The following is a 14,982-nucleotide window of genomic DNA, read 5'->3' as shown; positions in this document are numbered from 1 at the left end:
CGCACCGCCTCACCGGTCGAGGACGAACTCCAGCTCGGCCTCCCCGGCGTTGTCCGCCAGCGGCACCGTCACCCCGCTCGGCGCGAACCCCACCTTCCGGTACAGCCCCTGCGCCCGCCCGTTGGCCTCGTGCACGATGAGCCGCACCCTCTCGGCGCCACGCCCCCAGGCCCACTCCAGCCCGGCGTCGAACAGCGCCTTGGTCAGCCCGCTCCCCCGCCACTCGGGCCGTACGAACACGCCGACCACATGCCCCTGCCGGCGCTCGACCGGGAACCCGGCCCAGTCCGTCGTACCGGCCTCCTCCATCAGCACGGTCAGCGTCCCCAGCCACCGGCCGCCCGGCCCCTCGGCGATGATCTGCTGCGCCGTCGGCTGCCCCTCGGCAGCCCGGGCCGCCCGCTCCTGCCAGTAGGACTCGGGCCGTGCCGCCGCCGCCTCGTAGGTCTCCAGGAAGGCCAGGTGCGCCACCGGGTCCCGCAGCGCCCGCAGCCGCAACTCGCGCACGGCGGGCCACTCCTCGGCGCGGACGGCGCGGATCGTAGTCACCGGGTGCGGAGACACGGCGCGGGTCAGGGGTCATGCGGGCCACCGTAGTACCCGGGTACGACACCGCTCATCCCCTATACGGACCGCGGTCCGACGCGCGCGGCCGGCTCCGTGGCGAGCATCGAAGCATGACCAGGCATACGACCTCACCGGCGGCCGGCCGACGATCGGCGGCGGCGACGCAGAAGCGGCGGGACGTAGGACACGCGCACCCGTCACCATGGACGCCGTGACCGAAGACCGCTCGGCCGAGCCCCTCACCGAGTACATACAGCGGATCAGCCATCGGGTGCGCGCCTTCGACCGGCGCCACCCGCTGCTGTGGGACCTGCACCTCACCGGTTTCTGGCTGACGGCCGCCCTCATCGACTACGCCGGCGGGGGCTGGCGCCACATCGCCCACAACCTCGACGTTCCCGCCTGGCTCGTCCTCACCATGAGCCTGGGCTTCACGATCCCCCTCCTGTGGCGCCGCAGCCACCCGGGGGCCGTGCTGCTCGCCATGGCCCCGGTCGCCCTCGTCAACGCCTGGACCGGGGCCGTCCTCCAGGCGGCCATGCTCCAGCTGCTCGTCGTCTTCCACATCGCCCTGCGCCTGCCGCTGCGCTCCCTGTGGTGGGCGACGGCACTCGTGCTCACCCCGGTCTTCGTCATGGTCGCCCGGCACGGCGAGCAGTCCTGGGACCAGCAGATCGGCGCCCAGCTGATGTCCATCACCGTGGCGGCCCTCATCGGCGTCACGGTCCGCACCCGCCGGAACTACACCGCCGCCCTCGAGGACCGCGCCCGCCGCCTGGAGATCGAGCGCGACCAGCAGGCCCAGCTCGCCGCCGCCGCGGAACGCGCCCGCATCGCCCGCGAGATGCACGACATCATCGGCCACAACCTGTCGGTCATCACGGGCCTGGCCGACGGTGGCCGGTATGCCGCCGCCAAGTCCCCCGAGCGGGCCGCGCAAGCCCTGGACGCCATCGGCAACACCAGCCGCCAGGCCCTGGACGAACTCCGCCGCCTCCTCGACGTCCTGCGCGAGGACGAGGGGGACCGACGGGGCGGGCGGTACCCGCAGGACCGGCCCAAGGCCGAACTGGCCCCCCAGCCGACCCTGACCGACCTCGACCCGCTCATCGACGGCGTCCGCCGGGCAGGCCTCCCCGTCCGCGCCGCCGTCCACGGCCACGCCGACCTCCCCGCGGGCCGCCAGCTCGCCGTCTACCGCGTCATCCAGGAGGCCCTGACCAACACCCTCAAACACGCGGGCCCGGGCGCCACCGCCGACATCGACCTCTCCTACGAGGACGGCGGCGCCGTCACGCTCACCATCACCGACACCGGCCGCGGCGGCCGACCCGTCGCCCCGACCGGCGGCCGGGGACTTCCCGGAATGCGGGAGCGGACCGCCCTGTACGGCGGCACACTTGAGGCCGGTCCACGTCCGCTGCCCGAGCAGGGCTGGCGCGTCCGTCTTCACCTCCCGGAGGAAACACCGCAGTGACCACCGTCCTCATCGCCGACGACCAGCCGCTGCAACGCCTCGGCTTCCGGATGCTCCTGGAGAGCCAGGACGACATGACGGTGCTGGGCGAGGCGGCCAACGGCAGCGAGGCCGTCCGGAAGACGTCCGAACTCCACCCCGACGTGGTCCTGATGGACGTCCGCATGCCCGGCCTCGACGGCATCGAGGCCACCCGCCGCATCGTCGCCTCCGGGGACCGCACCCGGGTTCTGATCCTCACGACCTTCGACCTCGACGAGTACGCCCACGCCGGCCTCCGCGCGGGCGCCTCCGGCTTCCTGGTGAAGGACGCCCAGCCGGAGGAACTCCTGTCCGGCGTCCGCGCGGTGGCGTCGGGAGACGCCGTGGTGGCCCCCAGCCTGACCCGCCGCCTGCTGGACGCCTACGCCCAGCACCTGCCGGCACAGACGGCCGCGGGCACGGACACCGCACCGCCGGACGACCCTCGACTGGCACCACTGACGGACCGGGAGCGCGAAATCCTCACGGTCATCGGCCAGGGCTGGACGAACACGGAGATCGCGACCCGTCTGCACCTGGCCGAGTCGACGGTGAAGACCCACGTGGGCCGCATATTGGCCAAGACGGGCTCCAGGGACCGCATCCAGGCGGTGATCCTGGCGTACGACACCAAGCTGGTGCAGCCGTCCTGAAAAAGTCTCTTAAACGCAGAAAACCCCGCACCGTTTCCGGTGCGGGGTTCTCCCAAAAATTGTTCGGCGGCGTCCTACTCTCCCACAGGGTCCCCCCTGCAGTACCATCGGCGCTGTAAGGCTTAGCTTCCGGGTTCGGAATGTAACCGGGCGTTTCCCCTACGCTATGACCACCGAAACACTATGAAACAAACAACCAACCAGCTACCCAAACATGGGCGGGTTGTTCGTGGTTTCAGAACCAACACAGTGGACGCGAGCAACTGAGGACAAGCCCTCGGCCTATTAGTACCAGTCAACTCCACCGGTTACCCGGCTTCCATATCTGGCCTATCAACCCAGTCGTCTACTGGGAGCCTTACCCCATCAAGTGGGTGGGAGTCCTCATCTCGAAGCAGGCTTCCCGCTTAGATGCTTTCAGCGGTTATCCCTCCCGAACGTAGCCAACCAGCCATGCCCTTGGCAGGACAACTGGCACACCAGAGGTTCGTCCGTCCCGGTCCTCTCGTACTAGGGACAGCCCTTCTCAAGACTCCTACGCGCACAGCGGATAGGGACCGAACTGTCTCACGACGTTCTAAACCCAGCTCGCGTACCGCTTTAATGGGCGAACAGCCCAACCCTTGGGACCGACTCCAGCCCCAGGATGCGACGAGCCGACATCGAGGTGCCAAACCATCCCGTCGATATGGACTCTTGGGGAAGATCAGCCTGTTATCCCCGGGGTACCTTTTATCCGTTGAGCGACGGCGCTTCCACAAGCCACCGCCGGATCACTAGTCCCGACTTTCGTCCCTGCTCGACCCGTCGGTCTCACAGTCAAGCTCCCTTGTGCACTTACACTCAACACCTGATTACCAACCAGGCTGAGGGAACCTTTGGGCGCCTCCGTTACCCTTTAGGAGGCAACCGCCCCAGTTAAACTACCCATCAGACACTGTCCCTGATCCGGATCACGGACCCAGGTTAGACATCCAGCACGACCAGACTGGTATTTCAACGACGACTCCACCCACACTGGCGTGCGAGCTTCACAGTCTCCCAGCTATCCTACACAAGCCGAACCGAACACCAATATCAAACTGTAGTAAAGGTCCCGGGGTCTTTCCGTCCTGCTGCGCGAAACGAGCATCTTTACTCGTAGTGCAATTTCACCGGGCCTATGGTTGAGACAGTCGAGAAGTCGTTACGCCATTCGTGCAGGTCGGAACTTACCCGACAAGGAATTTCGCTACCTTAGGATGGTTATAGTTACCACCGCCGTTTACTGGCGCTTAAGTTCTCAGCTTCGCCACCCCGAAGAGTGACTAACCGGTCCCCTTAACGTTCCAGCACCGGGCAGGCGTCAGTCCGTATACATCGCCTTACGGCTTCGCACGGACCTGTGTTTTTAGTAAACAGTCGCTTCTCGCTGGTCTCTGCGGCCACCCCCAGCTCAGAGTGCAAGACTCATCACCAGAAATGGCCCCCCTTCTCCCGAAGTTACGGGGGCATTTTGCCGAGTTCCTTAACCATAGTTCACCCGAACGCCTCGGTATTCTCTACCTGACCACCTGAGTCGGTTTAGGGTACGGGCCGCCATGAAACTCGCTAGAGGCTTTTCTCGACAGCATAGGATCATCCACTTCACCACAATCGGCTCGGCATCAGGTCTCAGACTATTGCCAGGCGGATTTACCTACCTGACGTCCTACACCCTTACCCCGGGACAACCACCGCCCGGGATGGACTACCTTCCTGCGTCACCCCATCACTCACCTACTAACCGCTTGGTTCGGCGGCTCCACCACTCCGTGCTTGTCCGAAGACGCACACGACGGCTTCACGGCCTTAGCATCACGATGCTCAGTGTTTGACGCTTCACAGCGGGTACCGGAATATCAACCGGTTATCCATCGACTACGCCTGTCGGCCTCGCCTTAGGTCCCGACTTACCCTGGGCAGATCAGCTTGACCCAGGAACCCTTAGTCAATCGGCGCAAACGTTTCCCACGTTTGTATCGCTACTCATGCCTGCATTCTCACTCGTCAACCGTCCACAACTCGCTTACGCGGCTGCTTCACCCGGCAGACGACGCTCCCCTACCCATCCACACACCCGTTGGGGCTAATATGTGAATGACACGACTTCGGCGGTACGCTTGAGCCCCGCTACATTGTCGGCGCGGAATCACTTGACCAGTGAGCTATTACGCACTCTTTCAAGGGTGGCTGCTTCTAAGCCAACCTCCTGGTTGTCTCTGCGACTCCACATCCTTTCCCACTTAGCGTACGCTTAGGGGCCTTAGTCGATGCTCTGGGCTGTTTCCCTCTCGACCATGGAGCTTATCCCCCACAGTCTCACTGCCGCGCTCTCACTTACCGGCATTCGGAGTTTGGCTAAGGTCAGTAACCCGGTAGGGCCCATCGCCTATCCAGTGCTCTACCTCCGGCAAGAAACACACGACGCTGCACCTAAATGCATTTCGGGGAGAACCAGCTATCACGGAGTTTGATTGGCCTTTCACCCCTAACCACAGGTCATCCCCCAGGTTTTCAACCCTGGTGGGTTCGGTCCTCCACGAAGTCTTACCTCCGCTTCAACCTGCCCATGGCTAGATCACTCCGCTTCGGGTCTTGAGCGTGCTACTAAAAACGCCCTATTCGGACTCGCTTTCGCTACGGCTACCCCACCCGGGTTAACCTCGCAACACACCGCAAACTCGCAGGCTCATTCTTCAAAAGGCACGCAGTCACGACTGATGAGCAAGCCCATCAGCGACGCTCCCACGGCTTGTAGGCACACGGTTTCAGGTACTATTTCACTCCCCTCCCGGGGTACTTTTCACCATTCCCTCACGGTACTATCCGCTATCGGTCACCAGGGAATATTTAGGCTTAGCGGGTGGTCCCGCCAGATTCACACGGGATTTCTCGGGCCCCGTGCTACTTGGGTGTCTCTCAAACGAGCCGCTGACGTTTCGACTACGGGGGTCTTACCCTCTACGCCGGACCTTTCGCATGTCCTTCGCCTACATCAACGGTTTCTGACTCGTCCCACGGTAAGCAGACCGTGGAAGAGAGATCCCACAACCCCGTACACGCAACCCCTGCCGGGTCTCACACGTATACGGTTTAGCCTCATCCAGTTTCGCTCGCCACTACTCCCGGAATCACGGTTGTTTTCTCTTCCTGCGGGTACTGAGATGTTTCACTTCCCCGCGTTCCCTCCACACTGCCTATGTGTTCAGCAGCGGGTGACAGCCCATGACGACTGCCGGGTTTCCCCATTCGGACACCCCCGGATCAAAGCCTGGTTGACGACTCCCCGGGGCCTATCGTGGCCTCCCACGTCCTTCATCGGTTCCTGGTGCCAAGGCATCCACCGTGCGCCCTTAAAAACTTGGCCACAGATGCTCGCGTCCACTGTGCAGTTCTCAAACAACGACCAACCACCCATCACCCCGGAAAAAACTCCCGAGTGCACTGGGGCCGGCAACTGAAGGCAGCCACACGGCCGTACCCTCAGATACCCAACAGCGTGCCCGACACCCCCGCCTCCCGTAGTCCGCGTTCCACGCTCCGAAGAGCAGTACTAGCGGCCCGAACAGACCGAGTGTGCCGAGTAGTCAACGTTCCACCCATGAGCAACCAGCATCAGACACTCGCTGATGTACTGGCCTCTGGACTGCCGAGGCAGCCTAGAAGTGCTCCTTAGAAAGGAGGTGATCCAGCCGCACCTTCCGGTACGGCTACCTTGTTACGACTTCGTCCCAATCGCCAGTCCCACCTTCGACAGCTCCCTCCCCACAAGGGGGTTGGGCCACCGGCTTCGGGTGTTACCGACTTTCGTGACGTGACGGGCGGTGTGTACAAGGCCCGGGAACGTATTCACCGCAGCAATGCTGATCTGCGATTACTAGCGACTCCGACTTCATGGGGTCGAGTTGCAGACCCCAATCCGAACTGAGACCGGCTTTTTGAGATTCGCTCCACCTCGCGGTATCGCAGCTCATTGTACCGGCCATTGTAGCACGTGTGCAGCCCAAGACATAAGGGGCATGATGACTTGACGTCGTCCCCACCTTCCTCCGAGTTGACCCCGGCGGTCTCCCGTGAGTCCCCAGCACCACAAGGGCCTGCTGGCAACACGGGACAAGGGTTGCGCTCGTTGCGGGACTTAACCCAACATCTCACGACACGAGCTGACGACAGCCATGCACCACCTGTACACCGACCACAAGGGGGCACCCATCTCTGGATGTTTCCGGTGTATGTCAAGCCTTGGTAAGGTTCTTCGCGTTGCGTCGAATTAAGCCACATGCTCCGCCGCTTGTGCGGGCCCCCGTCAATTCCTTTGAGTTTTAGCCTTGCGGCCGTACTCCCCAGGCGGGGCACTTAATGCGTTAGCTGCGGCACGGACAACGTGGAATGTTGCCCACACCTAGTGCCCACCGTTTACGGCGTGGACTACCAGGGTATCTAATCCTGTTCGCTCCCCACGCTTTCGCTCCTCAGCGTCAGTATCGGCCCAGAGATCCGCCTTCGCCACCGGTGTTCCTCCTGATATCTGCGCATTTCACCGCTACACCAGGAATTCCGATCTCCCCTACCGAACTCTAGCCTGCCCGTATCGACTGCAGACCCGGGGTTAAGCCCCGGGCTTTCACAACCGACGTGACAAGCCGCCTACGAGCTCTTTACGCCCAATAATTCCGGACAACGCTTGCGCCCTACGTATTACCGCGGCTGCTGGCACGTAGTTAGCCGGCGCTTCTTCTGCAGGTACCGTCACTTTCGCTTCTTCCCTGCTGAAAGAGGTTTACAACCCGAAGGCCGTCATCCCTCACGCGGCGTCGCTGCATCAGGCTTTCGCCCATTGTGCAATATTCCCCACTGCTGCCTCCCGTAGGAGTCTGGGCCGTGTCTCAGTCCCAGTGTGGCCGGTCGCCCTCTCAGGCCGGCTACCCGTCGTCGCCTTGGTGAGCCATTACCTCACCAACTAGCTGATAGGCCGCGGGCTCATCCTGCACCGCCGGAGCTTTCCACCACCAGAGGATGCCCCCAGTGGTTGTATCCGGTATTAGACCCCGTTTCCAGGGCTTGTCCCAGAGTGCAGGGCAGATTGCCCACGTGTTACTCACCCGTTCGCCACTAATCCCCTCCCGAAGGAGGTTCATCGTTCGACTTGCATGTGTTAAGCACGCCGCCAGCGTTCGTCCTGAGCCAGGATCAAACTCTCCGTGAATGCTTTTCACGGGAGCGGAACAGCCAGGAGGAATATCCCCGGCCGTTCACAGCGTCCTCGCTGTATTTTTTCAAAGGAACCTCGCCACCAGACCAAAATGGTCCGGTAGACGGGGTATCAACATATCTGGCGTTGACTTTTGGCACGCTGTTGAGTTCTCAAGGAACGGACGCTTCCTTTGTACTCACCCGAGAGACTCTCTCGCGGCTTTCCTCCGGGCGCTTCCCTTCGGTGTTTCCGACTCTATCAGATCCTTTTCTCGACCTGACCCCCAGTCAGCGGGGTTTGTCTTCCGGGCCGTTGGGCCCTTCCGACGTCCCAAACCTTAGCGGACTCTCTCCGTGAATCCCAAATCGAGGTGAACTCGCGGTGGGAATGGAAAACGGGCATGCCGAAATCGTTCCCGGAGGGAGGTCGTGCTGGTGGTTTGAGGTGCCGCTAGCGCGGTGGAAGTGCTGTCGCAGAACCGTTACGGCGCTGCGGCAACCCGAAGAACCTTACGGATCGGGCAGGTGGCTGTCAAGCGCCCCTGCTCCTCCCTCTCCGGCTCGCTCCCCGGCTCGCTCTCCGTTGCCTTCCGGTCTCGTCAGTCGAGGTCGCTGAGCCGCCCGCCGGCGTCCGGCTGGGCGTCCTCCACCCTGCGCAGCAGGCGGGTGAGGACCTCGCCGAGCGTCGTCCGCTCGTCCGGGGAGAGGTCCTGGAGGAGATCCTCCTCGAAGACCGAGGCCAGGCGCATCGCCTCCAGCCACTTCTGACGGCCCTCATGGGTCAGCTCCACGATGACGCGCACCCGGTTGGTCTCATCACGCTCCCGGGTGACCAGCCCCTCCGCGACCATGCGGTCGATGCGGTGGGTCATGGCGGCCGGCGTGAGGCCGAGGCGCTTGGCGAGGTCGCCGGGGCCCAGGCGGTAGGGGGCACCGGAGAGGACGAGCGCCTTGAGGACCTCCCACTCGGCGTTGCTGATGCCGAGGTCGGCCGTCTGGCGCCCGTACGCGACGTTCATACGGCGGTTCAGGCGGGACAGCGCCGAAACGATCTTCTCGACCTGGGGGTCGAGGTCCTGGAACTCGCGCTGGTAGGCGGCGATCTGTTCTTCGAGTGTCGGCTCGCCGGCCTCTGAGGTGTCGCCCATGGGACGCAGTATGGCACGCCACTGCTTTGCCTTGAAGTCCTTCGCTGTGTACTCTTTAGTTTCGAAGTTTAGTTTCGAAGTCTTCACTCCTAACTCCTGAGAGAGGTGAACGTGACCAGGGCGATGGGCGCAGCGATGCGCCGGATCCACGTGGGCAACGCACTCAGCGCGTTCGGGCTCGGTTTCACCGTCCCCTACCTGTACGTCTATGTGGCGCAGGTGCGGGGGCTGGGTGCTGTGACGGCGGGTCTCGTGCTCGCCGTCTTCGCCGTGGCCGCGCTGATCGTGCTGCCGTTCGCCGGGCGGGTCATCGTCCGGCGGGGCCCGCTGCCGGTGCTGGTCGCCGCCCTGGTCACCGCCGCGCTCGGAGCGCTGAGCCTGGGTGTGTCCGGCCGGTCCGGCACGGTGCTGCTGTCCGCCGCCGCGCTGGGGGCGGGACAGGCCGTGATGCAGCCGGCGCTCGCGACGATGATCGTGGACTGCTCGACGGCGGAGACCCGGTCACGGGCGTTCGCCATGCAGTTCTTCCTGCAGAACCTGGGGCTCGGCGTCGGCGGGCTCATCGGCGGTCATCTGGTCGACACCTCCAGCGCCGCGTCGTTCACCCTGCTGTTCGCCGTCGAGGCGGCCGTGTTCCTGGTGCTGGTCGCCGTCATGGCGACGGTGCGGATGCCGCACTCGCCCCGTATGGCTCAGGCCCCGGGGCAGCCGGTGCGCAGCAGCTGGAAGCAGCTGCTGGGCAACCGGGCCATGGTCCAGCTGTGTGTGCTGGGTTTCGTGCTGTTCTTCGCCTGCTACGGCCAGTTCGAATCGGGACTGAGCGCCTATGGCGTGGAGGCCGCCGGGATATCGACGTCCGGGCTGGGTACGGCACTGGCGGCGAACACGCTGGTGATCGTGGTCGCGCAGTTCGCGGTGCTGAAGTTCGTGGAGCGGCGCAAGCGGTCGCGGGTGATAGCCGCGGTCGGGCTGATCTGGGCCGTCGCGTGGGCCGTGGCGGGCTACGCGGGACTCGGGCACGGCAGCCAGGCCATGGCGACGGCCGCGTTCATCTCGACGTACGCGCTGTTCGGGCTGGGCGAGGCGATGCTGTCGCCGACGGTCGCCCCGTTGGTCGCCGATCTGGCGCCGGCCGGGATGGCCGGGCAGTACAACTCCGCGTTCGCCCTGGTGAAGCAGCTCGCGCTGGCCGTCGGGCCCGCGGTGGGCGGGCCGCTGGGGGCCTCGCTGCACGGGCCGTACATCGTGACGTTCCTGCTGTTCTCGCTGGGCATCACCGTGCTGGCGGTGCGGCTGGGGCGGCAGCTCACCGACATGCAGAACCAGCCGTCGCAGGCCGGCAGCCGGGTGGTCACACAGGGCGGTGCGCCGGCCGAGCCGGTGACCGCCGAGGCCTGACCCGGCCCGGGGCCCCGGTGGCTGCTCCGGCAGGACGCGTCAGTGGTCCGGCAGGACGAACTCGCACCACACCGCCTTGCCCCCGCCCGGTGTGCGCCGGGACCCCCAGTTGGAGGCGATCGTCGCGACGATGGCGATGCCCCGGCCGGACTCGTCCACCGGTTCCGCGCGACGGCGTCTGGGCAGGTGGTCGTCGCCGTCGGTGACCTCGATGATGAGGCGGCGGTCGGTGCGGCGCAGGCGCAGCCGCATCGGGGGCGTGCCGTGCTGGAGGGAGTTGGCGACCAGTTCGCTCGCGGCCAGGACGCCCAGGTCGTGCAGGTCGGCGGGGAAGCGCCAGCTGGTCAGGACGCCCGAGGCGAAGGCACGCGCGCGTGGGGCCGCCTCGACGCCGCCGAGCAGTTCCAGCGCGGCGTTGCGGAACAACTCGCTCTCCGCGCCGCTGCGCGCCGGGTGTTGGAGGACCAGGACGGCGACGTCGTCGTCGTGGTCGGCGGTGACGCCCGCCGAGCGGACCAGGCGGTCGCAGACCACCTGGGGCGTGCCGGTGGCGCCGGCCAGGGCGCCCTGCAGGGCGGCGATGCCCTCGTCCAGATCCTCGTTCCGGCGTTCCACCAGGCCGTCCGTGTAGAGGACGGCGGTGGAGCCGGGGCCCAGCGGGACGGAGCCGGAGGTGTGGATCCAGCCGCCGGTGCCCAGCGGCGGGCCGGTCGGTTCGTCGGCGCGCAGGACCCGGCCGCTCTCGTCGCGGACCAGGATGGGCAGGTGCCCGGCGGAGGCGTACACCAGCCGGCCCTCGTTGGGGTCGTGGATGGCGTACACGCACGTGGCGATCTGGTTGGCGTCGATCTCGGTGGCCAGGCCGTCGAGGAGCTGGAGGATCTCGTGCGGGGGCAGGTCGAGGCGGGCGTAGGCCCGCACCGCCGTACGGAGCTGGCCCATGACCGCCGCGGCCCTCACGCCCCGGCCCATGACGTCGCCGATGACCAGGGCGGTGCGGCCGCCGCCGAGGGTGATCACGTCGTACCAGTCGCCGCCGACCGCGGCTTCCGTGCCGCCGGGGTGGTAGGTGGCGGCGATGCGCAGGTCGTCGGGCTGGTCCAGCTCCTGGGGGAGGAGGGAGCGCTGGAGGGTGACGGCGGTTTCGCGCTGTCGGCGTTCGCTCGCGCGCAGGCGTTCGGCGGCCTCGGCGTGGTCGGTGACGTCGGTGGCGAAGACCAGCACGCCCCGGCCGTCGTGCCGGCCGTCCTCGGTGACCGGGGTGCAGGTGAAGGTGTAGGAGCGGCCGTCGGGTGCCTTGCGGGACTTCAGGGTGCGGGGGCGGCCGCTGCGCTGGACCTGGTCGAGGAGCGGGAAGAGGCCCAGCTCGGCCAGCTCGGGGAGGGCCTCGTGGGCGCGCTCGCCCAGGGGGCGGACGCCGAAGGCCGCCGTGTAGGCGTCGTTGACGTAGGCGATGCGGTGGTCGGGGCCGTGGACGAGGGCGACGAGGGCGGGGACGCGGTCGAGGACGTCGCGCACCGGCACGTCGTCGACGGCGGGCATGTGCGGCGCATCGTCGGTCAGCTGTTCGGCGCGGGCGGCGGGCACGGAGCCGTCTCCCCGTCGGTCGGGGGTGATCGTCGTCGTGTCGGTCCGCGCGGCTGCGCGGCGCTGCGTACCGGGGAATCGGGCGCTCCAGCGCGTGAAGTTCACGAATCCTTGCCTCGTGTAGTTGTGGGCGGCCGGCTCCGGGACCGGCCGGGGCCCCGGGGGCCGCGCGGGGGCGAGCGGCGGCCCGCCCGCGGTGGTGGACCAGTCTGGCAGGGTGCCGACCGGACCGACATCCGTCAGACGCCGGGCCGGCCGGTGGAGTTCCTGGGTGCGGTCAGGACGACCCCTTCGGGTTGTCCGGGGGCTCCTGGGAAGGCTTTCCACCGGCAGCGAGTTCGAACTCCGCCCGGGGGTGTTCGAGTGAACCCAGCGAGACGATCTCCCGTTTGAAGAGGCCGGAGAGGGTCCATTCGGCCAGGACGCGCGCCTTGCGGTTGACGGTGGGGACGCGGCTGAGGTGGTAGGCGCGGTGCATGAACCACGCCGGGTAGCCCTTGAGCCTGCGTCCGTAGACGTGCGCGACGCCCTTGTGGAAGCCGAGGGAGGCCACCGAGCCCGCGTACTTGTGCGCGTAGGTCTCAAGGGGCTCGCCGCGCAGGGCGTGGGCGATGTTGTCGCCGAGCACCTTGGCCTGGCGCAGGGCGTGCTGGGCGTTGGGGGCGCAGTCCCTGCCGGCTTCGCCCCCGGAGCCCGGAGTCCGGGGGGCGCCCCCGGCGGTGACGTCGGGGACGGCGGCGGCGTCTCCCGCGGCCCACGCGTGCGTGACGCCCTCGACGGTCAGCCGGGGGGGTGCACTTGAGCCGGCCGCGCCCGTCGCGGGGCAGGTCCGTGGCGTCCAGCAACGGATGGGGTTTGACGCCGGCCGTCCAGACGACGGTACGGGTGGGGAAGCGGGAGCCGTCGCTGAGGACGACGACGCGGTCGGCGCACGACTCCAGCCGGGTCCGCAGGCGCACGTCGATGTTGCGGCGGCGCAGTTCGGTGATCGTGTAGCGGCCCAGGTCCTCGCCGACCTCGGGCAGGATGCGGCCCGTCGCCTCGACGAGGATCCACTTCATGTCCTCGGGTTTGACGTTGTGGTAGTAGCGGGCTGCGTAGCGGGCCATGTCCTCCAGTTCGCCGAGCGCCTCCACGCCCGCGTAGCCGCCGCCGACGAAGACGAAGGTGAGGGCGGCGTCACGCAGGGCGGGGTCGCGGGTGGAGGAGGCGATGTCCATCTGCTCGATGACGTGGTTGCGCAGGCCGATGGCCTCCTCGACGGTCTTGAAGCCGATGCCGTGGTCGGCGAGGCCGGGGATGGGCAGGGTGCGCGAGACCGACCCGGGGGCGAGGACGAGATGGTCGTAGGACAGCCGCTGGGCGCCCCGGCCCTCCTCCTCGGTGGCGAGGGTGGTGACGGTGGCGGTGCGGGCGGTGTGGTCGACGGACCGCGCCTCGCCGATGACGACCCGGCACCGGTCGAGGACGCGGCGCAGCGGCACGACGACGTGCCGCGGGGAGATCGATCCGGCGGCCGCCTCGGGAAGGAACGGCTGATACGTCATATAAGGGTCGGGCGTCACGACCGTGATCTCGGCCTCGCCCCGACGCAGCTCGGCCTTGAGCCTGCGTTGCAGCCGCAGGGCCGTGTACATCCCGACGTAGCCGCCGCCGACAACGAGAATGCGCGCACGTTCCTTCACCATCCCATGACGCACCCGCCGCTTGCGTTTGTCCACAGGCCCGGCGATTTGTGTGACCGGAGCCCCCGGACGCGCGATCCCGGGCGACTTGCCGCGCCGCCGGGGAAACGACCAGGTCAGCGGCGTCCCGGAGGCAATCGGGAGGGGACGCATTCGGGACGTATACGATCCGTACTCCGATCGAGGGGCGCTCCGTGCGGAACCTGCCCCTTCTGAATTGACCCTCGCTCAACTATGTTCGTGTCGACGGGGTGTGGGGGATGTGCTCATCGGGTCCGCGACGGGCGGGGCCGGAAAGCGGGCCCCATCCGCACGCTCCGGCTTTCGATGGCGGGGAGTCTCCGGGGGGAGACGTCATTACCGGGGGATTGTCATGCATGTTCAGGACCCTCATTGGTCGACCACCGTCGCGACCGGCGGCACGATGAGCGCCGCGACGGGCAACGGACGCGGGGAGGCCTCGCGCACGACGCCGCTGCGCGTGGACGCCCAGCGCAATCTGGAGCATGTGCTGCGCGCGGCGCGCGAGGTGTTCGGGGAACTGGGGTACGGGGCGCCGATGGAGGACGTGGCGCGCCGCGCCCGGGTCGGGGTCGGCACGGTGTACCGGCGTTTCCCGAGCAAGGACGTCCTGGTGCGGCGGATAGCCGAGGAGGAGACGGCCCGGCTGACCGATCAGGCGCGGGCGGCGCTCGGCCAGGAGGACGAGCCGTGGTCGGCGCTGTCGCGCTTCCTGCGGACGTCGGTGGCCTCCGGGGCCGTCCGGCTGCTGCCGCCGCAGGTGCTGCGGGTCGGGGTGGCGGACGAGCGCGCCGACGGATCGGTGACCGTGGAGCCGCGGGTGCCGCCGCAGCGGATACAGCCGGCCCCGGGCGAACTGCGCCTGGTGCCGGAGGAGCCGCTCCCGGCCTCCGGCGGGGACTCCGCGGTGGACGACGCCGGGGCGGCTGCGCTCCTGGAGGTCGTGGGCCGGCTCGTGGAGCGGGCGCGCGCGGCGGGGGAACTGCGGCCGGACGTGTCGGTGTCGGACGTACTGCTGGTGATAGCCACGGCGGCGCCCTCGCTGCCGGACGCGGCGCAGCAGGCGGCGGCGTCGGCGCGGTTGCTCGACATCCTGCTGGAGGGGCTGCGCTCACGACCGGCGTGAGCCGGCCGCGCGCGGGCGCTTGAGCCTTCCCCGGACGAATGGTCTTCAGTACTGCGTTCGGGCGATTCCCCACGGACGGGTGATG

7 protein-coding genes, 3 rRNA genes and 1 pseudogene are annotated in these 14,982 nt (G+C 67.0%); 4 read left to right on the top strand and 7 right to left on the bottom strand.

Translation table 11 applies throughout. From position 1 onward, the window contains the following. Window positions 1–9 precede the first annotated feature (9 nt). Window positions 10–549, bottom strand: a complete 540-nt coding sequence (locus ACLGIH_RS17850; protein WP_416526230.1) for a GNAT family N-acetyltransferase — start codon at window positions 547–549, stop codon at window positions 10–12. Window positions 550–769: 220 nt separating this feature from the next. Here ACLGIH_RS17850 and ACLGIH_RS17845 point away from each other — a divergent pair, with 220 nt between their 5' ends. Both ACLGIH_RS17845 and ACLGIH_RS17840 read left to right on the top strand, forming a co-directional pair. Next, the gene (locus ACLGIH_RS17845; RefSeq protein WP_416526229.1) at window positions 770–2,044 is read left to right on the top strand and encodes a sensor histidine kinase; all 1,275 of its coding nucleotides are present in this window, start codon (window positions 770–772) and stop codon (window positions 2,042–2,044) included. Then, window positions 2,041–2,718 (top strand): response regulator, encoded by a 678-nt coding sequence (locus ACLGIH_RS17840; RefSeq protein ID WP_416526228.1) that lies wholly within the window; start codon window positions 2,041–2,043, stop codon window positions 2,716–2,718. The genes ACLGIH_RS17845 and ACLGIH_RS17840 overlap by 4 nt, the downstream gene beginning before the upstream one ends. 61 nt (window positions 2,719–2,779) lie before the next feature. Here ACLGIH_RS17840 and rrf read toward each other — a convergent pair. From rrf to ACLGIH_RS17820, 4 genes are all read right to left on the bottom strand, one after another. Then, a 5S ribosomal RNA gene (gene rrf, locus ACLGIH_RS17835) occupies window positions 2,780–2,896 on the bottom strand. Between the two features lie 87 nt (window positions 2,897–2,983). Further along, window positions 2,984–6,106: ribosomal RNA gene (locus ACLGIH_RS17830) — 23S ribosomal RNA — on the bottom strand. A 309-nt stretch (window positions 6,107–6,415) separates the two neighbouring features. After that, window positions 6,416–7,945: ribosomal RNA gene (locus ACLGIH_RS17825) — 16S ribosomal RNA — on the bottom strand. The 16S, 23S and 5S rRNA genes sit together here, the layout of an rRNA operon. A gap of 586 nt (window positions 7,946–8,531) precedes the next feature. Continuing rightward, window positions 8,532–9,080: a MarR family winged helix-turn-helix transcriptional regulator gene (locus ACLGIH_RS17820; protein ID WP_416526227.1), complete on the bottom strand. Its 549-nt coding sequence runs from the start codon at window positions 9,078–9,080 to the stop codon at window positions 8,532–8,534. A 123-nt stretch (window positions 9,081–9,203) separates the two neighbouring features. Between ACLGIH_RS17820 and ACLGIH_RS17815 the strand changes: the two genes are divergently transcribed. Then, window positions 9,204–10,478, top strand: a complete 1,275-nt coding sequence (locus ACLGIH_RS17815) for an MDR family MFS transporter (RefSeq protein ID WP_416529412.1) — start codon at window positions 9,204–9,206, stop codon at window positions 10,476–10,478. A 39-nt stretch (window positions 10,479–10,517) separates the two neighbouring features. Here ACLGIH_RS17815 and ACLGIH_RS17810 read toward each other — a convergent pair whose 3' ends face one another. Both ACLGIH_RS17810 and ACLGIH_RS17805 read right to left on the bottom strand, forming a co-directional pair. Continuing rightward, window positions 10,518–12,170 (bottom strand): ATP-binding SpoIIE family protein phosphatase, encoded by a 1,653-nt coding sequence (locus ACLGIH_RS17810; RefSeq protein ID WP_416526226.1) that lies wholly within the window; start codon window positions 12,168–12,170, stop codon window positions 10,518–10,520. Between the two features lie 172 nt (window positions 12,171–12,342). After that, window positions 12,343–13,753 (bottom strand): annotated as a pseudogene (locus ACLGIH_RS17805) (NAD(P)/FAD-dependent oxidoreductase). A 370-nt stretch (window positions 13,754–14,123) separates the two neighbouring features. Here ACLGIH_RS17805 and ACLGIH_RS17800 point away from each other — a divergent pair. Beyond that, window positions 14,124–14,897, top strand: coding sequence for a TetR/AcrR family transcriptional regulator (locus tag ACLGIH_RS17800; RefSeq protein ID WP_416526225.1), 774 nt, complete (start codon window positions 14,124–14,126; stop codon window positions 14,895–14,897). Window positions 14,898–14,982 lie beyond the last annotated feature (85 nt).

This window comes from Streptomyces hamibioticus (assembly GCF_047946815.1).
GTDB lineage: Bacteria > Actinomycetota > Actinomycetes > Streptomycetales > Streptomycetaceae > Streptomyces.
This window is presented reverse-complemented; position numbering and strand designations above follow the sequence as displayed.

Bases quoted from the DNA above. Each gene is read 5' to 3' on its own strand.
- ACLGIH_RS17800 (WP_416526225.1), top strand. From the start codon at position 14,124: ATGCATGTTCAGGACCCTCATTGGTCGACCACCGTCGCGACCGGCGGC.
- ACLGIH_RS17820 (WP_416526227.1), bottom strand. From the start codon at position 9,080: ATGGGCGACACCTCAGAGGCCGGCGAGCCGACACTCGAAGAACAGATC.
- ACLGIH_RS17815 (WP_416529412.1), top strand. From the start codon at position 9,204: ATGGGCGCAGCGATGCGCCGGATCCACGTGGGCAACGCACTCAGCGCG.
- ACLGIH_RS17845 (WP_416526229.1), top strand. From the start codon at position 770: ATGGACGCCGTGACCGAAGACCGCTCGGCCGAGCCCCTCACCGAGTAC.